This window comes from Geobacillus subterraneus (genome assembly GCF_001618685.1).
GTDB lineage: Bacteria > Bacillota > Bacilli > Bacillales > Anoxybacillaceae > Geobacillus > Geobacillus subterraneus.
Genome location: NZ_CP014342.1, coordinates 688,391 through 710,971 on the forward strand (window position 1 = coordinate 688,391; position 22,581 = coordinate 710,971).

Sequence of the window (22,581 nt, forward strand, 5' to 3'; positions counted from 1 at the left end):
TCGTTGCCTGCCCTTTTCTCCTTTTTGTATAATAAGGAGAGTTGAGGTGGGGGACATGTTAAAAGCGAAAACGCGTTGGGAAGTCAATCGCCCTGACGAACAGACGGTGAAGCGGCTGGCCGAGGAAGCCGGCATCGCGCCGTTGATGGCAAGGCTTCTTGTTCGCCGCGGCGTGCGGACGGCGGCGGAAGCGGCCGCGTTTCTCGATCCGCTCGGACAGCCGTTTCACGACCCGTTTTTGCTCGACGGGATGGAGCGGGCGATCCAGCGTTTAGAGCGGGCCATCGACGCCGGCGAACTTGTGCTTGTCTATGGCGACTATGATGCCGATGGCGTCTGCAGTACGTCGGTGATGGTGAGCGCTCTGAAAGAGGCGGGGGCGTCGGTTGAGTTCTACATTCCCAACCGCTTTACGGAAGGATACGGTCCGAATCTGACGGCATTTCGCGCCGCAAAAGAGCGGGGCGTTTCCGTGATTGTGACCGTCGACAACGGGATTGCCGCGGTCAATGAAATCGCCGCCGCTAACGAGTGGGGGCTTGATGTCATTGTGACCGACCACCATGAACCCGGTCCGGTATTACCGGAGGCGTACGCGATCATTCATCCAAAAAAGCCGGGAAGTACATATCCGTTTCGCGATTTAGCCGGCGTCGGCGTCGCATTTAAGGTGGCCCACGCATTGCTTGGGCGGGTGCCGCGCCATCTGCTTGATTTGGTAGCGATCGGGACGATCGCCGACTTAGTGCCGCTCGTTGGAGAAAACCGCCTCCTTGCCGCGCAAGGGCTTGAGGCGCTGCGCAAAACGGATCGCGCCGGGTTGCGTGCCCTTTGGCGGCAATGCCGCATTGATGCGGCGACAGTCAACGAGCAGACGGTCGGTTTTGCCATCGCGCCGCGGCTGAATGCGGCCGGCCGCCTCGGCGGTGCCGATCCGGCTGTGGCGCTGCTAATGACAGATGATGAGGACGAAGCGGCCCGATTGGCCCAAGAGATGGACGAGCTAAACCGTGAACGCCAGCAGCTTGTGGCGCAAATGGCGGAAGAAGCGGCGGAGATGGTGCGGCGCCAGTTTCCGCCTGAGGAGCATCGCGTTCTTGTTGTCGCCGGTGAAGGATGGAATCCGGGGGTTGTCGGCATCGTCGCCTCGAAGCTTGTTGAGCAGTTTTACCGTCCGGCAGTCGTGCTTTCGGCCGATCGGGAAAAAGGGATCGCCAAAGGCTCGGCTCGCAGCATCCATAGCTTTGACCTTTTTTCCAGTCTGTCCCAATGTCGTGACATTTTGCCGCATTTTGGCGGCCATCCGATGGCGGCGGGAATGACCTTAGCGCTGGATGATGTGGAGGAATTGCGGGAGCGGTTGAATGATATCGCCGCTAGGACGTTGTCAGACGACGATTTTACGCCGCCGACGTTCATCGATGCTGCCTGCTCTGTTGCCGAACTGACGCTGTCGGCCGCACGAAGCTTTGAGCGGCTCGCCCCGTTTGGCGTCGGCAATCCGCGGCCGCTTCTGCTCATCGAGGAGGCGGCGGTTGAAACGATGCGGCGCGTCGGGGCGAACGGCGCCCATATGAAAGCCGTCTTTTCCCAAGACGGCGCAACGGTTGATGCCATTGGCTTCGGCCTCGGACCGTTCTGCGAGGAAATCGCTCCAGGGGCGCGTGTGTCGGCCGTCGGAGAACTTACGGTGAACGAATGGAACGGGCTGGCGAAGCCGCAGCTGGCGTTGTGCGATGTAGCGGTGAGCGGCTGCCAGCTGTTTGATGCCCGCGGCTGCCGCGACGTCCGCCCGCTTCTTGAACGGCTGCCGAAAGAGAAGCGGCTGCTTGTCTTGTTTCGCCGCGAAACCGAAAATCGCTTGGATTTGGCGGCGTTTCGCGACGAACTTCATTATGTGCCAAGTGATGAAGAGGCGGGCGCCTTAGTGATTGACGGCCGCTATGTCGTGCTGCTTGACTTGCCGCCAAAGCTTGGCCGGCTCGCCGCCCTGCTCGGCAACGGGCAGCCGGAGCGCATTTACGCGGTGTTCGCACAGCCGGAAGCGCAGTTTTTCCGGACGTTTCCGACGCGCGACCATTTTAAATGGTTTTATGCTTTTTTGCATAAATACCGTTCGTTTCCGCTCACCGAGCGGGGCGGGCAATTGGCGCGCGCCCGCGGCTGGACGGAAGAGACGGTTCATTTCATGGCGAAAGTGTTTTTAGAGCTTGAGTTTATTCGCGAACAAAACGGCGTCATCTCACTCGTCCGTACACCGGCGAAGCGCGATTTGCATGAGTCGCCGACATACCGACGCCGACGGGATGAACTTGAGGTGGAACATCAGTTATTATATTCCACTTACGAGCAGTTGAAACGCTGTTTAACAGAAATGACACGTTCGCAAACGTACGAGGAGGCAAACGTATAATGGATTTGAAACAATATATTACGATTGTGCCTGATTTTCCGAAACCGGGGATCATGTTTAAAGACATTACGACGCTGATGGATAACGGAAAAGCGTACAAATACGCGACCGACCAAATTGTTCAATATGCGCGCGAAAAGCAAATTGACATCGTTGTCGGACCGGAAGCGCGCGGCTTCATCATCGGCTGTCCGGTTGCCTATGCGCTTGGCGTCGGTTTTGCCCCGGTGCGCAAAGAAGGGAAATTGCCGCGCGAAGTCGTTCGCGTTGAATACGGATTGGAATATGGGACGGATGTGCTGACGATGCACAAAGATGCCATTAAACCGGGGCAGCGCGTCTTAATTACCGACGATTTGTTAGCAACGGGCGGCACGATGCGGGCGACGATCGATTTGGTCGAGCAATTGGGCGGAGTGGTGGCCGGCTTGGCGTTTTTAATCGAACTGACCGAGCTTGGCGGGCGCAAAAAATTGGAGGGGTATGATATTTTGGCGCTTATGCAGTTTTAAATAGTCGACATTGTTCGCTTCTTCCGCTACAATAGAGAAAAAAGGGGCACTCGCACGAGTGCTCTTTCTTATTAACGTCATCGATGTTTACGCCTTGGCGCGTGAATTTTATTTTATGGAATTAAAGGTGATCCAACTATATGGCCAATGAACAAGTGCTGACAGCGGAGCAAGTGTTTGAACAGGCGGGCTGTTATTTGTCGGAACAAGATGTCGCTTTTTTAAAAAAGGCGTATGAATTTGCGAAACACGCCCACCGCGATCAATTTCGGAAGTCGGGCGAACCATATATCATCCATCCGATTCAAGTCGCCGGCATTTTGGCTGACTTGAAAATGGATGCGACGACGATCGCCGCCGGGTTTTTGCATGATGTCATCGAAGACACCGAGGCGACCAAAGAGGATCTTGAGCGCGAGTTCGGTGCGGACGTGGCGATGCTCGTTGACGGCGTGACGAAGCTTGGCAAAATTAAATATAAGTCGCAAGAGGAACAACAGGCGGAAAACCACCGGAAAATGTTTTTGGCCATGGCGCAAGATATTCGCGTCATTTTAATTAAGTTGGCCGACCGCTTGCATAACATGCGGACGTTAAAACATTTGCCGGCGGAAAAGCAGCGGCGCATCGCCAATGAGACGCTCGAAATTTTCGCCCCGCTCGCTCATCGGCTCGGCATTTCGAAAATTAAATGGGAGCTTGAGGATACGGCACTTCGTTATTTGAATCCGCAACAATATTACCGCATCGTCAACTTGATGAAGAAAAAGCGGGCCGAACGCGAGCAATATTTGGAAGAGGTCATCCAGGAAGTGCGTGAACGGCTCAATGAAGTGCACATTCCGTGCGAAATTTCCGGACGTCCGAAACACATTTACAGCATTTACCGGAAAATGGTCATGCAAAACAAACAGTTTAACGAGATTTACGATTTGCTCGCCGTCCGCATTATCGTCAACAGCATCAAAGACTGCTATGCGGTGCTCGGCATTATCCATACGTGCTGGAAGCCGATGCCAGGCCGATTCAAAGATTACATCGCCATGCCGAAGCCGAACATGTACCAGTCGCTCCATACGACGGTCATTGGTCCAAAAGGTGAGCCGCTCGAAGTGCAAATCCGCACGTTTGAGATGCACCAGATCGCCGAGTTTGGGATCGCTGCCCATTGGGCGTACAAAGAAGGAAAGACAGTGAAGCCGAACTCGTTTGAAGAAAAGCTGTCGTGGTTCCGGGAAATTTTAGAATGGCAAAACGACGCCAGCAACGCCGAGGAGTTTATGGAGTCGCTGAAGATGGATTTGTTTTCCGACATGGTGTTCGTCTTCACGCCAAAGGGCGACGTCATCGAGCTGCCGGCCGGCTCGGTGCCGATCGATTTCGCCTACCGCATCCATTCGGAAATCGGCAATAAAACGATCGGTGCGAAAGTGAACGGCAAAATGGTGCCGCTTGATTATAAGCTGCAAACGGGCGACATCGTCGAAATTTTAACGTCGAAACATTCGTACGGACCGAGCCAGGATTGGCTGAAATTGGCGAAAACGTCGCAGGCCCGCAACAAAATCCGCCAGTTTTTCAAAAAACAGCAGCGCGAGGAAAACATCGAAAAAGGGAAAGAGATGGTTGAAAAAGAGGTGCGCGGCCTCGGTTTCGAGCCGAAAGAAGTGATGACGGCCGACAATGTAAAACGCGTTGCGGAAAAGTTCAATTTCTCGAACGAAGACGATATGTACGCGGCCGTCGGCTATCACGGGATTACGGCGATGCAAATCGCCCACCGGCTGACGGAAAAATGGCGCAAACAGCGCGACCTCGAAGAGCAGCAGCGCAAGCTGGCCGAAGCGGTCTCAGAAGCGAAGCTGCCGGCCGGCAAAAAGCGCGACTGCGGCATTCGCGTCCAAGGGATCGACAACTTGCTCATTCGCCTGTCGCGCTGCTGTAACCCGGTGCCGGGCGATGAAATTATCGGCTTTATCACCCGCGGGCGCGGCATTTCCGTCCATCGCGCCGACTGTCCGAACGTGCAGGCGGGAGAGGCGGCTGACCGGTTGATTCCGGTTGAATGGGAAAGCGGCACGAACGGCGAACGCGAGTATAACGTCGACATTGAAATTACCGGCTTTGACCGCCGCGGCTTGCTCAATGAAGTGCTGCAGGCGGTGAACGAGACGCGCACCGACATTTCCGCCGTCTCGGGTCGCTCGGATCACCGGCATAAAATCGCGACGATCCATATGACGATCGCCATTCATAACATCAGCCATTTGCAAAAGGTAGTGGAGCGAATTAAACAAATTCCGGACATTTATTCGGTTCAGCGCCTGATGAACAACTAGGGGTGTCGAAAGGGGGAGGACGATGAGAGCGGTCATCCAGCGGGCGAAACAGGCGAGCGTCACCGTCAGCGGCGAGGTCGTTGGGGCGATTGACGCCGGGCTTGTCGTGCTGCTTGGCGTCACGCACGATGATACGGAGGATGACGCCGCCTATTTGGCGGAGAAAATCGCCCATTTACGCATTTTTGAGGATGAAGGCGGAAAAATGAACCGCTCGTTGCTTGAGGTTGGCGGGGCCGTGCTGTCGGTGTCGCAGTTCACCCTTTACGGCGACTGCCGGAAAGGGCGGCGGCCGAACTTTATGGCAGCGGCGAAACCGGATCGCGCTTTGCCGCTTTACGAGGCGTTCAACGCCTTCTTGCGCGAAAAAGGCGTCCGGGTCGAAACCGGCGTGTTCGGCGCCATGATGGACGTGTCGCTCATAAACGACGGGCCGGTCACGCTTATTATCGACAGCGGCGACAAACCGGGAAACGAATGACGTTTCCCGGTTTTTTTTATTTTCAGCGGAAAATGGGAAAGATGAAAACAGACCGGCGGCGTAGAAAGGAGGAAGAGCGATGCGGCAAACGGGCAGAAGCGAGCAGGCGCACCGAACAAGCGACGTGCTTTCCGCCGACTTCCATGAATGGATGCGGCTTGAGGCCGAGTACAGCGCTTTTGAGCTGGCGTCTGAGTTCGGCGTGACGCTAAAAGATATGCAAATGCTGAAAAAACAACGGTTTCGCCCGTGAACATGGTCAAGCGCCGACGCTTCGGACGATGGGACGGCGCCCGGCGTGTGAGTGTTTGGCGGGTCTAGGCTGTATGGCAATCAAATTGGATGACCGGTGCGATGGAGCTCTCGAGGAGAAGGAAGGATATGCGAAAACTGAATTGGCTGATCCCCTCCCATTTGGGAGCTTCTCAGTCAGGCGATGAGTCCATGTGCATCCTATGGGCGCTCCGTTCTGCACCCGAAGCCGGATCGGCGTGATGGAAAAATTTTAAGCATATGTGTTGACAAAATATATACTTCTATATGATAATCAATATCGTATTAAAATCATTTTAATTTAAAGACTAGCAATTGCAGGAGGTAGATGAAGAATGTCTCTCGTAGGGAAAAAAGTAGAACCATTCAAAGCACAAGCGTATCACAACGGAGATTTTGTTGAAGTGACGGAACAAAACTTCCTCGGGAAGTGGAGCATCGTTTGCTTCTATCCGGCCGACTTTACGTTCGTTTGCCCGACGGAGCTCGAGGATTTGCAAGATCATTACGCTACGTTTAAAGAACTTGGCGTCGAAGTATATTCGGTTTCGACCGATACGCACTTTACACATAAAGCATGGCATGACACATCGCCAGCCATCAGCAAAATCGAATATGTCATGATCGGCGACCCTTCGCACCAACTGTCGCGCATGTTTGATGTGCTTGACGAAGAGCAAGGTCTGGCTCAACGCGGCACGTTCATCATTGACCCGGACGGTGTCATTCAAGCGGTGGAAATCAACGCCGACGGCATCGGCCGCAAAGCGAGCACGCTGATTGACAAAATCAAAGCCGCCCAATATGTGCGCAACCATCCGGGGGAAGTGTGCCCGGCGAAATGGCAAGAGGGCGGTGAAACGCTGAAACCGAGCCTTGACCTTGTCGGCAAAATTTAAGGAGGCTTTTGACCATGCTTGATGCGGACATCAAGGCACAACTCGCCCAGTATTTGCAATTGCTTGAAAATGACATTGTTTTGACGGTAAGCGCGGGAGACGACAACGTTTCCCGCGATATGCTTGCTTTAGTCGATGAGTTGACGGCCATGTCGCCGAAAATCAAAGTGGAAAAAGCAAAACTTGAACGCACGCCGAGCTTCAGCATCAACCGGGTCGGCGAAAACACCGGCGTCACCTTTGCCGGCGTCCCGCTAGGCCATGAGTTTACGTCTTTGGTGCTGGCCCTGCTTCAAGTGAGCGGCCGGCCGCCAAAAGTGAGCGAGGATGTGGTGCGCCGCATTCAACAAATCCGGGGCAAACATCATTTTGAAACGTACGTGAGCTTAACGTGCCATAACTGCCCGGATGTCGTTCAAGCGCTTAACATCATGAGCGTGCTGAACCCCGATATTTCGCATACGATGATCGACGGGGCGGCGTTTAAGGACGAAGTGGAACAAAAAGGCATTATGGCCGTGCCGACCGTCTTTTTAAACGGTGAGATGTTTGCCAGCGGCCGCATGTCGATTGAAGACATTCTCGCCAAACTAGGAAGCGGGCCGGATGCTGCTTCGTTTGCCGATAAAGACCCGTTTGATGTGCTTGTCATCGGCGGCGGCCCGGCGGGAGCGACAGCTGCCATTTATGCGGCGCGCAAAGGCATTCACACCGGCATTGTCGCCGACCGCTTCGGCGGACAAATTTTAGATACGCTCGGCATTGAAAACTTCATCAGCGTCAAATATACGGAAGGACCGAAGCTGGCGGCCAGCATAGAGGAGCATGTCAAACAATACGATGTCGACATCATGATCCAGCGCGCCAAACGGCTTGAGAAAAAAGACTTGATTGAAGTGGAGCTGGAAAACGGCGCCGTCTTAAAAAGCAAAACGGTCATCCTTTCTACCGGCGCCCGCTGGCGAAATCTCGGCGTGCCGGGCGAGGAAGAGTTCAAAAACAAAGGCGTCGCCTACTGCCCGCATTGTGACGGTCCGCTGTTTGAAGGCAAGCACGTGGCGGTCATTGGCGGCGGCAACTCCGGCGTGGAAGCGGCGATTGACCTTGCTGGCATCGCCAAGCATGTGACCGTGCTCGAGTTTGCCCCTGAATTAAAAGCGGATGCTGTTTTGCAGGACCGGCTGTACAGCTTGCCGAACGTGACGGTCATCAAAAACGCGCAAACGAAAGAAATTACCGGTACAGACAAAGTAAATGGCATTACGTATATAGATCGGGAGACAGGGGAAGAGCACCATATCGAGCTGCAAGGCGTATTCGTGCAAATCGGCCTTGTGCCGAATACAGAGTGGCTTGAAGGAACGGTGGAACGGAACCGCATCGGCGAGATCATCGTCGATAAACGCGGAGCGACCAATGTCGAAGGCGTCTTTGCCGCGGGCGACTGTACGGACAGCGCCTATAAGCAAATCATTATTTCGATGGGTTCGGGCGCTACCGCTGCATTGAGCGCGTTTGATTACTTAATTCGCCATTAAGAGAGCCGTTTTCGGCTCTCTTTAATAATATTAAAGGATCATCGGTTTCAACCTCTATGCATGGTATAACCCGCCTTTAGACATGGAATGAGCCGATTGCTTTGATGTAGCCGGCTCTATGATTCCTAGCGAAGGGGAGACATGGAACGTCTCAAATCGGGCGCACAGGGCATTTGAAGCCCCGCCTTTAAGCCGGGCGCAGGCAAAGAGCGGTTTCGCAGCAAGGATCGCTTGACAACGCCCGGCTTTCTCCGTAATATAAAATTACATTTTCTATACGTGACAACCGATGACGGAGAAAAGTAGTTAAGGCCCACATGGCCAGAGAGGAAACGCCTGAGGCTGTGAGCGTTTCTCCATGATGGCTTAACGAAAGACACTCCATAGGTTTCCCTTTGAACGCGCTTTGCGCCAGTAAGGGGGAACGCGCGCCACGCGTTAGCGGCGACAAGGGGAAGCTGTATGCTTCAATTAGGGTGGCACCGCGGGAATCACGCTCTCGTCCCTATCGATGATGGGGACGAGAGCGTTTTTATTTTGGCAAAGGAGGAAGAGCATGGCTTTTCAAATTCCGAGAGGGACACAAGATTTGCTGCCGGGTGAAACGGAAAAATGGCAATATGCCGAACAAGTGGCCCGCGACCTTTGCGGGCGGTATGGCTATGAAGAAATCCGGACGCCGATTTTTGAACATACTGAACTGTTTTTGCGCGGCGTCGGCGATACGACCGATATCGTCCAAAAAGAGATGTACACGTTTGAAGACAAAGGCGGCCGTGCGTTGACGCTCCGCCCGGAAGGAACGGCGCCGGTCGTGCGGGCGTTCGTCGAGCATAAGCTGTATGGCAGCCCGAACCAGCCGGTCAAGCTGTATTATACCGGACCGATGTTCCGTTATGAGCGGCCGGAAGCCGGGCGGTTCCGCCAATTCGTCCAGTTTGGCGTCGAGGCGATTGGCAGCAGCGACCCGGCGATTGACGCCGAGGTGATGGCGTTGGCGATGCACATTTATGAGGCGCTCGGGTTAAAACGCATCCGGCTTGTGATCAACAGTTTAGGCGATTTAGACAGCCGCCGGGCGCACCGCGAAGCGCTCGTCCGCCATTTTTCCGGCCGCATTCATGAACTGTGCCCGGACTGTCAGGCGCGGCTTGAGACGAATCCGCTCCGCATTCTTGACTGCAAAAAAGACCGCGACCATGAACTGATGGCGTCAGCGCCGTCGATTTTAGACTATTTGAACGACGAGTCGCGCGCGTATTTTGAGAAAGTGAAGCAATATTTAACGATGCTTGGCATCCCGTTTGTCATCGACGCACGGCTTGTGCGCGGGCTCGATTATTACAACCATACGACGTTTGAAATTATGAGCGAGGCCGAAGGGTTCGGCGCGGCGGCGACGCTGTGCGGCGGCGGGCGCTATAACGGGCTCGTGCAAGAGATCGGCGGCCCGGAAGCGCCGGGCATCGGCTTTGCGCTAAGCATTGAGAGGCTGTTGGCGGCGCTTGAGGCGGAAGGAATCGAACTGCCGATCCGTCAAGGAATCGATTGCTATGTTGTCGCTGTCGGCGAACGGGCGAAAGATGAAGCTGTCCGCCTCGTTTACGAATTGCGCCGTGCCGGCCTGCGCGCTGATCAAGACTATTTGGGCCGGAAACTGAAGGCGCAGTTGAAGGCCGCTGACCGGCTTGGCGCGTCGTTCGTTGCCATCATCGGCGACGAGGAGCTCGAGAAACAGACAGCGGCCGTGAAACATATGGCGAGCGGCGAGCAAACCGATGTGCCGCTTGGCGAGTTCGTGTCCTTTTTAACAGAACGGATAAAACGGGAGGAGGAGTAAAAAGGTGGAACGGACGTATTATTGTGGTGAAGTGCCGGAAACGGCCGTCGGCGAGCGCGTCGTGCTTAAAGGCTGGGTGCAAAAGCGCCGCGACTTAGGCGGGCTCATTTTCATCGATTTGCGCGACCGGACAGGCATCGTGCAAATCGTCGTCAGCCCGGATGTGTCGGCCGAAGCGCTGGCGGCCGCCGAGCGCGTGCGGAGCGAATATGTGCTGAGCGTTGAGGGGACGGTTGTTGCCCGCGCGCCGGAGACGGTCAACCCGAACATCGCGACCGGCCGCATCGAAGTGCAGGCGGAACGCATCGACATTATCAATGAAGCAAAAACGCCGCCGTTTGCGATCACGGATGACACCGATGCGGCGGAAGACGTGCGTTTGAAATACCGGTATTTGGATTTGCGCCGCCCGGTCATGTTTCGAACGCTGGAGCTCCGGCATAGGGTGACGAAAGCGGTGCGCGACTTTTTGAACGGCGAACGCTTTTTGGAAATCGAGACGCCGATGTTGACGAAAAGCACGCCGGAAGGGGCGCGCGACTATTTAGTGCCGAGCCGCGTCCACCCGGGCGAATTTTACGCCTTGCCGCAGTCGCCGCAAATTTTTAAGCAGCTGCTGATGGTCGGCGGTTTTGAACGTTATTACCAAATTGCGCGCTGCTTCCGCGATGAAGATTTGCGCGCTGACCGCCAGCCGGAGTTTACGCAAATTGACATGGAAATGTCGTTTATCGATCAAGAAGACATCATCGATTTAACCGAACGGATGATGGCGGCGGTCGTCAAAGCGGCCAAAGGGATTGACATTCCGCGCCCGTTCCCGCGCATCACGTATGATGAGGCGATGAGCCGTTACGGCTCCGATAAGCCGGATGTGCGCTTTGGCTTGGAACTTGTCGACGTGTCGGAAGCGGTCCGCGGCTCCGCGTTTCAAGTATTCAGCCGCGCCGTCGAGCAGGGCGGCCAAGTGAAGGCGATCAACGTGAAAGGGGCGGCAAGCCGCTATTCCCGCAAAGACATTGATGCGTTAGCGGAGTTTGCCGGCCGTTACGGGGCGAAAGGGCTCGCCTGGTTAAAAGTAGAAGGTGATGAGCTGAAAGGGCCGATCGCCAAGTTTTTCAGCGCTGAGGAGCAAACCGCGCTGCGCCAGCTGCTCGCTGCCGAAAACGGGGATTTGCTTTTGTTTGTCGCCGACCAAAAGGCGGTCGTTACCGCGGCCCTCGGCGCGCTGCGGCTTCGGCTCGGCAAAGAGCTCGGTTTAATCGATGAAACGAAGCTCGCCTTTTTATGGGTGACGGACTGGCCGCTGTTGGAATATGACGAAGAGGAAGGCCGCTATTACGCCGCCCACCATCCGTTTACGATGCCGGCGCGCGACGACATTCCGCTGCTTGAGACCAACCCGGGCGCTGTTCGCGCGCAGGCGTATGATTTGGTGTTAAACGGCTATGAGCTCGGCGGTGGCTCGCTCCGCATTTTTGAGCGTGATGTGCAAGAAAAAATGTTCCGCGCCTTAGGATTCAGTGAAGAAGAGGCGCGCCGCCAGTTTGGATTTCTGCTTGAGGCGTTTGAGTACGGCACCCCGCCGCACGGCGGCATCGCGCTTGGCCTCGACCGGCTTGTGATGCTCTTAGCCGGGCGCACGAACTTGCGCGATACGATCGCCTTTCCGAAAACGGCGAGCGCCAGCTGCCTGCTCACCGAAGCGCCCGGACCGGTCAGCGAAAAACAGCTGGAAGAGCTGCATTTGGCTGTCGTGCTGCCTAACCAGGAATAGCCGCTCCGCCGGCAAGGAAACATCGGTGACAGGTGTTCACAAACGCTGAAAAATATGATACAATGAAAGCAACCCACCGTCCTAATGTGTTCGTCGCATCACCCATCGTTTTGACCGAACAGTCAATGATCCGGGAGCCTGGGGTTTCCAAGCGGCGTGCATGCCCCTTTGTCACAGGGGAAGCGCAAACCTTGGAACAGGGCACCCACCTATGGGAGAGCGGGTTCAAAACGAAGGCATCGACGGCACGATTGGGACTGGTATACATAGGAGAATGAAACAATGATGCCCCTATGCCGACAAACGCATAGGGGGTTTTTGTTTTGCCAGCAAAATGCCGTTGCCACATCGGCTAACTTCATGTAGGATAAAAAGCGGCATAATGATCAATTTCTGAACAAATGGAGAGGAGAACGATGCTGCATCAATTTTCCCGCAATGAACTGGCCATTGGTCCGGAAGGGCTTGAGAAACTCAAAAATGCCACTGTCGCTGTGCTTGGCGTCGGCGGCGTCGGGTCGTTCGCTGTCGAGGCGCTCGCCCGTTCCGGGGTCGGCCGGCTGGTGCTCGTTGACCGCGACAACGTCGATATTACGAACATTAACCGGCAAATTCATGCTTTATTGTCGACGATCGGCCGACCGAAAGTCGAGCTGATGAAGGAGCGCATCGCCGATATTAACCCGGCGTGCGAAGTAATCGCCTTGCAAATGTTTTACACCGAGGAGACGTACGAGCAGTTTTTCGCTCATCACTTGGATTTTGTCATCGATGCGTCCGATACGATTATGTATAAAGTGCACTTAATGAAACAATGTCTTGAGCGCGGCATCCCGATCATCTCGAGCATGGGTGCGGCGAACAAAATGGATCCGACTCGTTTTCGCATCGCCGACATTTCGAAAACGCACACCGATCCGATCGCGAAAGTCATCCGCTCCAAACTGCGCAAAGAAGGGATCCGCCGCGGCATTCCGGTCGTCTTTTCCGACGAGAAGCCGGTGAAAATTCGCGAGGACGTCCGCCAAGTCGTCGGCAATGACGCCTCGCCGATCCGCAAGGCGAAAATGCCGCCGTCATCGAACGCGTTTGTTCCATCGGTTGCCGGGCTCATTATGGCGTCATATGTCATTAATGAATTGTTGAAAGAAATTCCGATCGCCCGCGTCGGCGAATAAGCCATTAAATCAACAAGAGGCGATGAACCCCATCGCCTTTTGTTTTTATTATGAATGTGCCATCGGTTCGCTTTGTTCGCCCGTTTCTGTGAGAAGCAGCTGGGCGAGGGAGAAGCGTTCGCCTTCTTCCGAAGCGAGCTGGCGGGCGCGGGCCATAATTTTGACGAGCGCCTCGTAATCTTCTTGAACGGTCGTCTGGCGCGCCTCGAGGCGCTCCAGCTTTTGGGTCAGCTGCTCGTTGCGCGCCAGCCATTCGGTTCGCTCCCGTTTCAGCCGTTCGTTTTCCTGGTGGGCGGCTTCCAACTGTTCCGCATCACGCCGCAGCGCTTGCAAAAAGGAAATGCATTGGTCAAGCGTCAACGGAGCAGCCGGGAGAAACGGGGATGACCCTTCGGCGCCTTTGTTCTCGTCAAGGGGGCGAAATGTTACAGCGTTCGCTTCTTTTTGCCATTTTTTCATCATCTCTAGCGCCCGTTTTCGCTCTTTTCGCTGTTTTTTCGCCTGTTCGATGGCGGCGAGATGACGTTTCCGCACTTCGGCGTTCCAACGGAAACCGCATGCCGCCGCTGTCCGGCGCAGCTGCCTTCCGACCTCTTCAAAGGCGGCGAGCTGGGTCTTTCCTTCGCGTATGTATTGCAGCACCGTCTCAGCGAGCAGTACGTCTTCTTCGTGTGACCACGCATCCTGTCTTGTCTTCATGCTGTCCACCCCGCAAATGTAATGTTGATATGATGATAGTTTTTCCGTTCTTTTTCCAATTTAAACTCCCTTTTATTCATTTTCCCTCCCTTCCGCCCGGCTGTTTGAATGCAAGCGACAACGAATAGGCTGCGCCGCTCCAATCAACCAGTCTACTACATAACATGAAAAGGAGCGGACGTTTTCCGCCGAAGGAGGTGAGGTTACAGTTGGCGAAGCGGCCGCTGCCGCTGTACAATGGAACGAAGGAGGGATCGGCATGCGAAAAACGACGGAACCGTTGGCGGTGCGGATGCGGCCACGGACGATCGATGATATCGTCGGGCAGGCGCATATCATCGGACCAGGGACGCCGCTTTACAAAATGGTAAAAAAAGGGTATGTGCCATCGCTGCTGCTTTACGGGGAGCCCGGGACAGGAAAGACGTCGCTCGCTTACGCCATCGCCCGCACCGCCGGGCGGGAGTTGGTCGCCATCAACGCGACGGCATCCGGGAAAAAGGAGATCGAGGAAGCGGCCGAAGCGGCGCGCTGGTCGGGCCATGTCCTTTTGTTTATCGACGAAATTCACCGTCTGAATAAGGCGCAGCAAGATGTTTTGCTTCCGCATCTTGAATCCGGGCTCGTGACGTTGATCGGGGCGACGACGGAAAACCCGTTTCATGAGGTGAACCCAGCGATCCGCAGCCGGTGCGGGCAAATTCAGCAGTTAAAGCGGCTTCAGCCGGCTGATTTACTCGTGATTTTGAAACGGGCGCTCACCGATCCGGAACGCGGGGTCGGAGAAACGCCGGTAATCATCGATGAGGCGCTGTTATGGCGCATCGCCGAGGCGGCCGGCGGGGATGCGCGCGCCGCGCTCTCGCTTCTTGAGGCGGCGGTCGCAGCAGCCGATGAGCGCGATGGCTCCCTGTATATCGATGAAGAGATCGTCGCGTCATGCACCGCGAATCGCGGGTTTACTCATGACAAGTATGGCGATACATACTATTCGTTGCTTTCCGCGTTTCAAAAAAGCGTGCGCGGCAGCGACGCTGATGCCGCGCTTCATTATTTGGCGCGGCTGCTTGAAGGAGGGGATTTAGCCGCCGTCTGTCGGCGGCTGCTCGTCATCGCCTACGAAGATATCGGGCTCGCTAACCCGATGATGGGAGTGAAAGTGCAGGCGGCCGTTGCGGCAGCGGAGCGGATCGGGCTGCCGGAGGCGCGCATTCCGCTTGCGGTTGTAACAGTTGAGCTTTGTTTGAGCCCGAAATCCAACAGCGCCTACAAGGCGCTCGATGCGGCGCTCGCTGATGTGCGCGCCGGAAAGCTTGGCGAGATTCCGGATCATTTAAAAGACGCCCATTATCAAGGAGCGGCTGTTCTCGGACATGGACAAGGCTATTTATACCCGCACGATTATCCAAACGGCTGGGTGGCCCAAGCGTATTTGCCGGCCGCTCTGGAAGGCGTCCGCTACTACGAGCCGAAAGAGCATGGGGAGGAAAAATATTATGCTAAAGTGTACCGGCGGCTTCGGCAGTTGAAACAAGACGGCAATGTTGAGCCGTGAACGGAAGAGGCATTTATGGTATAATAACACAAGCGATTGGCTCAACAGAGGGGGCGCATCAACAATGGCTCACAACGATATCCCATGGTTGCGTTGGGGCATTTATTTTGCCGGTTTGTTCGTCATGTCATTTGGCATCGTGTTGACGATTAAGGCCGACGTCGGCTGCGCACCGTGGGATGTGCTTCATATCGGCTTGCAACGACAATTCGGCTTGACGATCGGCGCGTGGTCGATCATTGTCGGGATGGGGGTGCTTGCGGCTTCTGCGCTGCTTGTGAAGCAGCGTCCGCGGCTTGGCGCTTTTTTAAACATGGTGACGGTTGGAATGCTGATCGATGGGTGGATGATGATTCCGCAGCTCAAAACACCGGAACAGCCGCTCGAACAATACGCCTTGTTAATGGCCGGCATCATCGTGTCCGGGTATGGCATGGGCTTATACATTTCCGCCGGCGTCGGCGCCGGTCCGCGTGACAGTTTGATGCTCGCTCTGACCGAGTTGACTAGGTGGAAAGTCGCATACATTCGCATTGGCATGGAAGCGCTCGTGTTGCTCGTCGGCTGGCTGCTTGGCGGTCCGGTGTCGTTCGGCACGCTTCTTTTTTGTGTGACGATCGGCTCGGTCGCCGGCTTGGCGCTGCCGCAATGCCAGAAAATGACCGGACGTCTGCTCGGGACGACAATCGTTCGCGTGCAAGGGTTAAGCCGTTAGGGGGGATATGATGAAAATTTCGACGAAGGGCCGGTACGGGTTGACGATTATGATCGAATTGGCCAAAAAATATGGCGATCGCCCGATTTCGCTTCGTTCGATCGCTAAGGCGAACAATTTATCTGAACATTATTTGGAACAGCTCGTCACGCCGTTGCGCAACGCCGGGCTTGTCAAAAGCATCCGCGGGGCGTATGGCGGCTACGTGCTGGCGGAGCATCCGGCGAAAATTACGGCCGGTGATATTCTTCGCGTGCTTGAAGGACCGCTTACTCCGGTCGAGGAACTTGAAGAGGAGGAGCCGGCCAAGCGCGAGCTATGGATTCGCATCCGTGACGCGGTCGAGGAAGTGCTTGACAGCACAACACTCGAGGATTTGGCGAAGTATAGCGACGGGGATGATGGGGCATATATGTTTTATATTTAAGCGATAGAAAGGGGAATGACTGTTGGAACGGATTTATTTGGATCATGCTGCCACGTCGCCCGTGCATCCGGATGTGGCGGCCGGCATGGTCCATTGGATGACCGAACAGTTCGGCAACCCGTCAAGCATCCACTATTTCGGCCGGCAAAGCCGCCGCGCGGTTGACGAAGCGAGGGCAGCCGTCGCCCGCAGCCTCGGAGCGAAAGAAACGGAGATCGTGTTTACAAGCGGCGGCACGGAAGCGGATAACTTTGCGCTCATCGGAACGGCGATGGCCAACCGCAGCCGCGGCAGCCATATCATTACAACCGCCATCGAGCATCACGCTGTTTTGCGCGCTTGCGAATATCTAGAAAAACAAGGGTTTGACGTGACATATTTGCCGGTTGATGAACAGGGGATCGTGTCGGTTGATGACGTGAAAGCTGCGCTGCGCGATGAGACGATTTTAGTGTCGGTCATGTTCGCCAACAATGAAGTTGGCACAATCCAGCCGATCCGTGAAATCGGCGCGCTGCTTCGCGACCACCCGGCGTATTTTCATACCGATGCCGTTCAGGCGTACGGGCTTCTCCCAATCGATGTGAATGAATATGGGGTCGACTTGCTGTCGCTTTCAAGCCACAAAATTAACGGCCCAAAAGGAAGCGGGGCGCTGTACATTCGGGAGACGGTCCGCATCACGCCGCTGCTTTTCGGCGGTGAGCAAGAACGGAAACGGCGCGCCGGCACGGAAAACGTTCCCGGCATCATCGGCTTGGCGCAGGCGGCGGAAATCGCCGGGCGGACGAGGGAGGAAAAGCGCAAACAATACGCCGCCTGGCGCGAGGTGATGCTTGACATTTTCCGCTCGTCGGGCATTGACTACGTCGTGAACGGCAGCCAAGACGGCCTGCCGCATATTTTAAACGTTGCGTTTCCGGGAACGAACGTCGAATCGCTGCTCGTCAACTTGGATTTGGCCGGCATTGCTGCCTCAAGCGGCTCGGCGTGCACAGCCGGTTCGATCGACCCCTCTCACGTGCTTGTCGCTATGTGCGGAAGGCAGTCTGAGCGCATCCGATCGTCCGTCCGCTTCAGCTTCGGGCTCGGCAACACGAACGAGCAAATCGAGCGGGCTGCAGAAGAAACGGTCAAGATCGTCAAACGGCTCACAAACCGATGAGGGGGTGAAACCGCATGAACAAACCACCGCATGAAACGCGCGTGGTCGTCGGCATGTCCGGCGGCGTCGACTCGTCAGTCGCCGCGCTATTGTTAAAAGAACAAGGATATGATGTGATCGGCATTTTTATGAAAAACTGGGATGACACCGATGAAAACGGCGTTTGCACGGCGACGGAAGATTTCGAAGATGTCGTGCGCGTCTGCAACCAAATCGGCATCCCGTACTATGCAGTCAACTTTGAAAAGCAATATTGGGACAAAGTGTTTACGTATTTTTTGGACGAATACAAAGCTGGGCGTACCCCGAACCCGGACGTGATGTGCAATAAGGAAATTAAATTCAAGGCGTTTTTGGAGCACGCCATGTCGATCGGCGCCGATTATGTCGCGACCGGTCATTACGCCCGCGTCGAGTTTCGCAACGGCGAATATAAAATGCTGCGCGGGGCCGACCCGAACAAAGATCAAACGTACTTTTTAAACCAGCTTGGCCAAGCCCAGCTGTCAAACGTGATGTTCCCGATCGGCCACTTGCACAAAGCGGACGTGCGCCGGATCGCGAAAGAAGCCGGGCTTGCCACCGCCGGGAAAAAAGACAGCACCGGCATTTGCTTTATCGGTGAGCGCGATTTCAAAGCGTTTTTAAGCCACTACTTGCCGGCTCAGCCGGGGGTGATGAAAACGCTCGACGGCGAGGTAAAAGGGCGGCATGACGGGGTGATGTATTACACGATCGGCCAGCGCCACGGTCTTGGCATCGGCGGCAGCGGCGAACCATGGTTTGTCGTCGGCAAAGATGTGCGCGAAAACGTGCTTTATGTCGCCCAAGGGTTTGACAACGAATATTTGTACTCCACGTCGTTAAAGGCGGTCAATGTCAACTGGGTGTCCGACCGCAAACCGGAAGCGCCGTTCCGCTGCACAGCGAAGTTCCGCTACCGCCAGCCGGATCTCGGCGTCACGGTTCATCCGCTTGCGGACGGCAAGGCGGAAGTCATCTTCGATGCGCCGGCGCGGGCGGTGACACCGGGTCAGGCGGTTGTCTTTTACAACGGTGACGAATGCCTCGGCGGCGGCACGATTGATGAAGTGTTCCGTGATGGTGAAAAGCTTTGGTATGTCGGTTGATTGTACGGATAGAAAAAGCCTCAACCCGGCCTCGGGTTGGGGTATTTTTTGCAATTGCTCGAAAAAAACGAACATATGTGCTAAACTAGAAACGGGAGGGATGAGCGGTGGCCAATCTGAATGAACGAGGGTTGGCGCATATGCGCGCCGGAGAGTACGAAGAAGCGCTTCGTTGCTTTTCTGAAGCAGTGAATGAGCGTCCTGATGATCCGGCCGGTTATATTAACATCGGCACCGTTCTTGCCGCTGCCGGCGAAGAAGAGAAGGCGCTTGAATGCTTCCGGCAGGCGCTTATGCTTGACGAACGGGCGGCGGCCTTTTACGGCATCGGCACGGTGTACTACAAGCGCGAGCAGTTCGCCCAAGCGAAAGACATGTTTGAACGGGCGCTTGCGCTCGGATTGGCTGATGCCGATACGCACTTTATGCTCGGGATGTCGTTATGGCGGCTTGAGATGCCGCGCCTCGCGCTGCCTTACTTGCAGCGGGCGGCTGAACTGGACGAAGGGGATGCTGAAGCGCTTTTTCAGCTTGGTCTTTGCCTTGCCACCCTCGATTATGTCGATGAGGCGAAACGGTATTTCGAAAAAACGTTGGAACACAATCCGCGCCATGCGGATGCGTATTACAATTTAGGCGTTATTTATGCGTACAAAGATGATCCGGCCGCTGCCCGCGATTTATTTGCTGCCGCTTTGGATGCCAATCCGGATCACGTGCTCGCTGGGTACGGAAAGAAACTGATGGAAAAGCGGCTTGCGCCGTAAAAGGCAGGGGATGACTGTTGCAAGAGCAGCAATCGCTCGCGCTCGATGGACGCACGTTTATGAAAGGAACGTGTTTGGCCGTCATTTTCCATAACGAAGAAACGTTATATACGGTCGTCCGCATCCGTGTCGAAGAAACAAATGAAGCGGCTGCGGAGGAGGAAGTGGTCGTCACCGGTTATTTTCCTCGTTTAAATGAGGGGGACGTGTACGTTTTTTATGGGCAGTTCCGCCAGCATCCGCGCTTTGGCCGCCAATATGCGGCCGAGCAGTTCCGCAAACAGCTTCCAAACACGAAAGAAGGAGTTATCCATTATTTGTCAAGCGGCTTGTTTAAAGGAATCGGAAAAAAGACGGCGGCAGCGATTGTGGAGGCGCTCGGCGAAAACGCGATCGCCACGATTTTGCGCGATCCGGAGGCGCTTAGGCGCGTGCCGAAGCTGACGAAGCAAAAAGCGAAGCAATTGTATGAAACGCTTTGCGCCCACGAAGGGCTCGAGCAGACGATGATCGCCCTCGCCCAGCTCGGCTTCGGTCCGCAGCTGGCGATGAAAATTTACCAAGTATACGGCGAAGAGACGATGGACATCATTCATGAAAACCCGTACCAGCTCGTCGAAGACATTGAAGGGATCGGCTTTGGCCGCGCCGATGAGCTTGGGCGGCAGCTCGGCATTTCCGGCAGCCACCCGGCCCGGCTGCGCGCCGCCTGCCTGTTTGTCCTTGAGCAGGCATGCCTGCAAGAAGGGCACGTCTATATGAAAGAGGAAGAGCTCATCGGCCGCATGGCGGAGCTGCTTGGCGGAAGGGAAAACGGAGCGGTCGATGGACAAGCCATCGGGCAGACGCTCCTCATGTTAAGCGAAGAAGGGAAGATGATCATGGAGCAAAGCCGCTGTTATCTTCCCTCGCTTTACTTCGCCGAAAAAGGGATCGCTTCAAACATTCAGCGGCTGCTTAGGCAAACGCCGCCGTCGGCGTTTGCCGAGTCGGAGTTTTTGCTTGCGCTCGGGGCGCTTGAGGAGCGGCTCGGGATGCAATACGCGCCCCAGCAAAAAGAGGCAATCCAACAGGCCCTTTCTTCGCCGCTCTTTATTTTGACCGGCGGTCCGGGAACCGGAAAAACAACGGTCATTAAAGGCATCGTCGAACTGTTTGCCGCCTTACACGGCCTGTCGCTCGACCCTGCCGATTACAAAAACGATGAACCGTTTCCCGTGCTGCTCGCCGCTCCGACCGGACGGGCGGCAAAGCGGATGAGCGAGGCGACCGGGCTGCCGGCGGCAACGATTCACCGGCTGCTTGGCTGGAATGGAGTGGAAGGATTCAGCCGCGATGAAAATGAGCCGATTGCCGGCAAGCTGCTTGTCGTCGATGAAGTGTCGATGGTCGATACGTGGTTGGCCAATCAGCTGTTAAAAGCCGTGCCTGACGGAATGCAAGTCATCTTCGTTGGCGACGAGGATCAGCTGCCATCGGTCGGCCCCGGGCAAGTGTTGAAAGATTTGCTTGAGTCGGGCGTCGTTCCATCGGTCAAACTGACCGAGGTGTACCGCCAAGCGGAAGGATCATCGATCATCGAGCTCGCCCATGCGATGAAGCGCGGCGTCGTGCCGGCCGACTTGACCGCCCCGAAGGCGGATCGTTCGTTCATTCGTTGCCGCGCCGGACAAGTGGCTGATGTTGTGCGGCAAATTGCTGACAACGCGCGCAACAAAGGGTTTTCCGTCAAGGACATTCAAGTGCTCGCTCCGATGTACCGCGGCCCGGCCGGCATCGATCAGCTGAACAAAGTGCTGCAGGGGCTGTTTAACCCGCCGGCTGACGGGAAACGGGAGCTTTCCGTCGGCGACGTTGTGTACCGCGTCGGCGATAAAGTGCTCCAGCTCGTCAACCAGCCGGAAGACAATGTGTTTAACGGCGATATCGGCGAAGTCGTTGCCATTTTTTACGCCAAAGAAAATACGGAAAAGCAAGACTTGCTTGTTGTCTCGTTTGACGGCGTTGAAGTGACATACACAAGGCAAGATTTAGCGCAAATTACCCATGCGTATTGCTGCTCGGTCCATAAAGCGCAAGGGAGCGAGTTTCCAATCGTCATTTTGCCTGTTGTCAAAAGCTACTACCGGATGTTGAAGCGGAATTTGTTGTATACGGCGGTGACAAGAAGCAAGCAGTTTCTTATTTTATGCGGTGAAGAAGAAGCGTTCCGGTTGGGCGTTGCCCAACGCGGCGACGGAGCGCGCCGGACAGCGCTCGCCGAAAAGTTGGCGGCTGCGTCGTTTGTTGAGGGGGAACTGCCGCTTGAGGATGCGAATACCGGGATGGAAAACGTTACGCCGTATGACTTTATGGGCGATGAGCCAAGCTAAAAGTGGCTGGAAAGGTGGGAGAATGATGCGGACGTTTTCCGACGTCAAAGGGCTTCCCATTTATGAACAGACAACAGGGAAAGCGGTCGGGACGATCGCCGACATTTGGTTTACCAGCCATGGCACGGTCAAAGGGTTTGTCGCGGAACGGAGAGGTCTATTTGGCCGCCGCCGCTACTTGCCGCTTTCGGCTGTGCAATCGTTGCAAAATGACCGGGTCATCATTCGTGATGCTGGCAGCTTCCAGCCGTTCCCCTCGCTTGATGGCGGCCACTCTCTCTTCGGTGAACGCGGCATTGCCGGCAGCCTGGTTGTCGCCGCAGACGGAACGACGATCGGCTTGCTCGACGATGTATATTTTGACGGGCAATTGGGCAAAATTGACGGATACGAGATTAGTGAGGGATTTTTTTCCGATTTGACCGAAGGAAAGAAACGAATGGAGGCAGCTCCGTTCACCGCCAAAGAAGGCGTCGTCACGGTTGAAACAATGAGGTAAGG

The 22,581-nt window shown here is 55.5% G+C and carries 19 protein-coding genes, 1 other RNA gene and 1 other annotated feature; of the genes, 19 read left to right on the forward strand and 1 reads right to left on the reverse strand.

The genetic code is table 11. The features are described 5' to 3' along the window. Positions 1-55: 55 nt before the first annotated feature. The 11 genes from recJ to GS3922_RS03335 all read left to right on the forward strand — a co-directional run bounded on the left by recJ (position 56) and on the right by GS3922_RS03335 (position 13,250). On the forward strand, positions 56-2,413 hold the full coding sequence (gene recJ, locus GS3922_RS03290; RefSeq protein ID WP_063167296.1) for a single-stranded-DNA-specific exonuclease RecJ: 2,358 nt from the start codon (positions 56-58) through the stop codon (positions 2,411-2,413). Continuing rightward, a complete protein-coding gene (locus GS3922_RS03295) occupies positions 2,413-2,925 on the forward strand; it encodes an adenine phosphoribosyltransferase (protein WP_063165165.1) in 513 nt (170 codons plus the stop codon). Before recJ ends, GS3922_RS03295 begins: the two co-directional genes overlap by 1 nt. A gap of 140 nt (positions 2,926-3,065) precedes the next feature. After that, positions 3,066-5,264, forward strand: coding sequence for a RelA/SpoT family protein (locus tag GS3922_RS03300; protein ID WP_063165166.1), 2,199 nt, complete (start codon positions 3,066-3,068; stop codon positions 5,262-5,264). 22 nt (positions 5,265-5,286) lie between these two features. Then, positions 5,287-5,745, forward strand: coding sequence for a D-aminoacyl-tRNA deacylase (gene dtd / locus GS3922_RS03305; protein WP_063165167.1), 459 nt, complete (start codon positions 5,287-5,289; stop codon positions 5,743-5,745). 79 nt (positions 5,746-5,824) lie between these two features. Next, on the forward strand, positions 5,825-5,998 hold the full coding sequence (locus tag GS3922_RS17785; RefSeq protein ID WP_168157871.1) for a hypothetical protein: 174 nt from the start codon (positions 5,825-5,827) through the stop codon (positions 5,996-5,998). 355 nt (positions 5,999-6,353) lie between these two features. Next, positions 6,354-6,917, forward strand: coding sequence for an alkyl hydroperoxide reductase subunit C (gene ahpC / locus GS3922_RS03310; protein WP_020960702.1), 564 nt, complete (start codon positions 6,354-6,356; stop codon positions 6,915-6,917). A 14-nt stretch (positions 6,918-6,931) separates the two neighbouring features. Continuing rightward, positions 6,932-8,455 (forward strand): alkyl hydroperoxide reductase subunit F, encoded by a 1,524-nt coding sequence (ahpF, locus tag GS3922_RS03315; RefSeq protein ID WP_063165168.1) that lies wholly within the window; start codon positions 6,932-6,934, stop codon positions 8,453-8,455. 280 nt (positions 8,456-8,735) lie between these two features. Then, positions 8,736-8,965: a binding site (T-box leader), on the forward strand. A 46-nt stretch (positions 8,966-9,011) separates the two neighbouring features. After that, positions 9,012-10,295 (forward strand): histidine--tRNA ligase, encoded by a 1,284-nt coding sequence (hisS, locus tag GS3922_RS03320; RefSeq protein WP_063165169.1) that lies wholly within the window; start codon positions 9,012-9,014, stop codon positions 10,293-10,295. Between the two features lie 4 nt (positions 10,296-10,299). Next, on the forward strand, positions 10,300-12,072 hold the full coding sequence (gene aspS / locus GS3922_RS03325; RefSeq protein ID WP_063165170.1) for an aspartate--tRNA ligase: 1,773 nt from the start codon (positions 10,300-10,302) through the stop codon (positions 12,070-12,072). Between the two features lie 75 nt (positions 12,073-12,147). Next, a non-coding RNA gene (gene ssrS, locus GS3922_RS03330) (6S RNA) lies at positions 12,148-12,334 on the forward strand. Positions 12,335-12,488: 154 nt separating this feature from the next. Next, the gene (locus GS3922_RS03335) at positions 12,489-13,250 is read left to right on the forward strand and encodes a tRNA threonylcarbamoyladenosine dehydratase (protein WP_063165171.1); all 762 of its coding nucleotides are present in this window, start codon (positions 12,489-12,491) and stop codon (positions 13,248-13,250) included. A 48-nt stretch (positions 13,251-13,298) separates the two neighbouring features. Here GS3922_RS03335 and GS3922_RS03340 read toward each other — a convergent pair whose 3' ends face one another. Then, the gene (locus tag GS3922_RS03340; RefSeq protein WP_063165172.1) at positions 13,299-13,949 is read right to left on the reverse strand and encodes an RsfA family transcriptional regulator; all 651 of its coding nucleotides are present in this window, start codon (positions 13,947-13,949) and stop codon (positions 13,299-13,301) included. Positions 13,950-14,208: 259 nt separating this feature from the next. On the opposite strand from GS3922_RS03340, the gene GS3922_RS03345 reads away from it, so the two are divergent. The 8 genes from GS3922_RS03345 to GS3922_RS03380 all read left to right on the forward strand — a co-directional run bounded on the left by GS3922_RS03345 (position 14,209) and on the right by GS3922_RS03380 (position 22,579). After that, positions 14,209-15,504: a replication-associated recombination protein A gene (locus GS3922_RS03345; RefSeq protein WP_063165173.1), complete on the forward strand. Its 1,296-nt coding sequence runs from the start codon at positions 14,209-14,211 to the stop codon at positions 15,502-15,504. Between the two features lie 64 nt (positions 15,505-15,568). After that, positions 15,569-16,219 carry a YczE/YyaS/YitT family protein gene (locus GS3922_RS03350; protein ID WP_063165174.1) on the forward strand — a complete coding sequence of 217 codons (651 nt, stop codon included), beginning with the start codon at positions 15,569-15,571 and terminating at the stop codon, positions 16,217-16,219. 10 nt (positions 16,220-16,229) lie between these two features. Beyond that, entirely contained in the window at positions 16,230-16,646 is a 417-nt protein-coding gene (gene cymR / locus GS3922_RS03355) for a cysteine metabolism transcriptional regulator CymR (RefSeq protein ID WP_063165175.1), read from the forward strand. Positions 16,647-16,668: 22 nt separating this feature from the next. Next, positions 16,669-17,811, forward strand: coding sequence for a cysteine desulfurase family protein (locus GS3922_RS03360; RefSeq protein ID WP_063165176.1), 1,143 nt, complete (start codon positions 16,669-16,671; stop codon positions 17,809-17,811). Between the two features lie 14 nt (positions 17,812-17,825). Beyond that, the gene (gene mnmA, locus GS3922_RS03365) at positions 17,826-18,941 is read left to right on the forward strand and encodes a tRNA 2-thiouridine(34) synthase MnmA (RefSeq protein ID WP_063165177.1); all 1,116 of its coding nucleotides are present in this window, start codon (positions 17,826-17,828) and stop codon (positions 18,939-18,941) included. A gap of 107 nt (positions 18,942-19,048) precedes the next feature. After that, positions 19,049-19,708 (forward strand): tetratricopeptide repeat protein, encoded by a 660-nt coding sequence (locus GS3922_RS03370; protein ID WP_063165178.1) that lies wholly within the window; start codon positions 19,049-19,051, stop codon positions 19,706-19,708. A 17-nt stretch (positions 19,709-19,725) separates the two neighbouring features. Then, complete coding sequence (recD2, locus tag GS3922_RS03375) at positions 19,726-22,080, forward strand: SF1B family DNA helicase RecD2 (RefSeq protein ID WP_063165179.1); 2,355 nt, start codon at positions 19,726-19,728, stop codon at positions 22,078-22,080. A gap of 25 nt (positions 22,081-22,105) precedes the next feature. Then, positions 22,106-22,579, forward strand: coding sequence for a PRC-barrel domain-containing protein (locus tag GS3922_RS03380; RefSeq protein WP_063165180.1), 474 nt, complete (start codon positions 22,106-22,108; stop codon positions 22,577-22,579). The last annotated feature ends 2 nt before the right edge of the window (positions 22,580-22,581 follow it).

What these genes read in the sequence shown, in the direction of transcription:
- recJ (WP_063167296.1), top strand. Translation starts at nt 56, where the DNA reads ATGTTAAAAGCGAAAACGCGTTGGGAAGTCAATCGCCCTGACGAACAG.
- GS3922_RS03295 (WP_063165165.1), top strand. Translation starts at nt 2,413, where the DNA reads ATGGATTTGAAACAATATATTACGATTGTGCCTGATTTTCCGAAACCG.
- GS3922_RS03300 (WP_063165166.1), top strand. Translation starts at nt 3,066, where the DNA reads ATGGCCAATGAACAAGTGCTGACAGCGGAGCAAGTGTTTGAACAGGCG.
- dtd (WP_063165167.1), top strand. Translation starts at nt 5,287, where the DNA reads ATGAGAGCGGTCATCCAGCGGGCGAAACAGGCGAGCGTCACCGTCAGC.
- GS3922_RS17785 (WP_168157871.1), top strand. Translation starts at nt 5,825, where the DNA reads ATGCGGCAAACGGGCAGAAGCGAGCAGGCGCACCGAACAAGCGACGTG.
- ahpC (WP_020960702.1), top strand. Translation starts at nt 6,354, where the DNA reads ATGTCTCTCGTAGGGAAAAAAGTAGAACCATTCAAAGCACAAGCGTAT.
- ahpF (WP_063165168.1), top strand. Translation starts at nt 6,932, where the DNA reads ATGCTTGATGCGGACATCAAGGCACAACTCGCCCAGTATTTGCAATTG.
- hisS (WP_063165169.1), top strand. Translation starts at nt 9,012, where the DNA reads ATGGCTTTTCAAATTCCGAGAGGGACACAAGATTTGCTGCCGGGTGAA.
- GS3922_RS03335 (WP_063165171.1), top strand. Translation starts at nt 12,489, where the DNA reads ATGCTGCATCAATTTTCCCGCAATGAACTGGCCATTGGTCCGGAAGGG.
- GS3922_RS03340 (WP_063165172.1), bottom strand. Translation starts at nt 13,949, where the DNA reads ATGAAGACAAGACAGGATGCGTGGTCACACGAAGAAGACGTACTGCTC.
- GS3922_RS03345 (WP_063165173.1), top strand. Translation starts at nt 14,209, where the DNA reads ATGCGAAAAACGACGGAACCGTTGGCGGTGCGGATGCGGCCACGGACG.
- GS3922_RS03350 (WP_063165174.1), top strand. Translation starts at nt 15,569, where the DNA reads ATGGCTCACAACGATATCCCATGGTTGCGTTGGGGCATTTATTTTGCC.
- cymR (WP_063165175.1), top strand. Translation starts at nt 16,230, where the DNA reads ATGAAAATTTCGACGAAGGGCCGGTACGGGTTGACGATTATGATCGAA.
- mnmA (WP_063165177.1), top strand. Translation starts at nt 17,826, where the DNA reads ATGAACAAACCACCGCATGAAACGCGCGTGGTCGTCGGCATGTCCGGC.
- GS3922_RS03380 (WP_063165180.1), top strand. Translation starts at nt 22,106, where the DNA reads ATGCGGACGTTTTCCGACGTCAAAGGGCTTCCCATTTATGAACAGACA.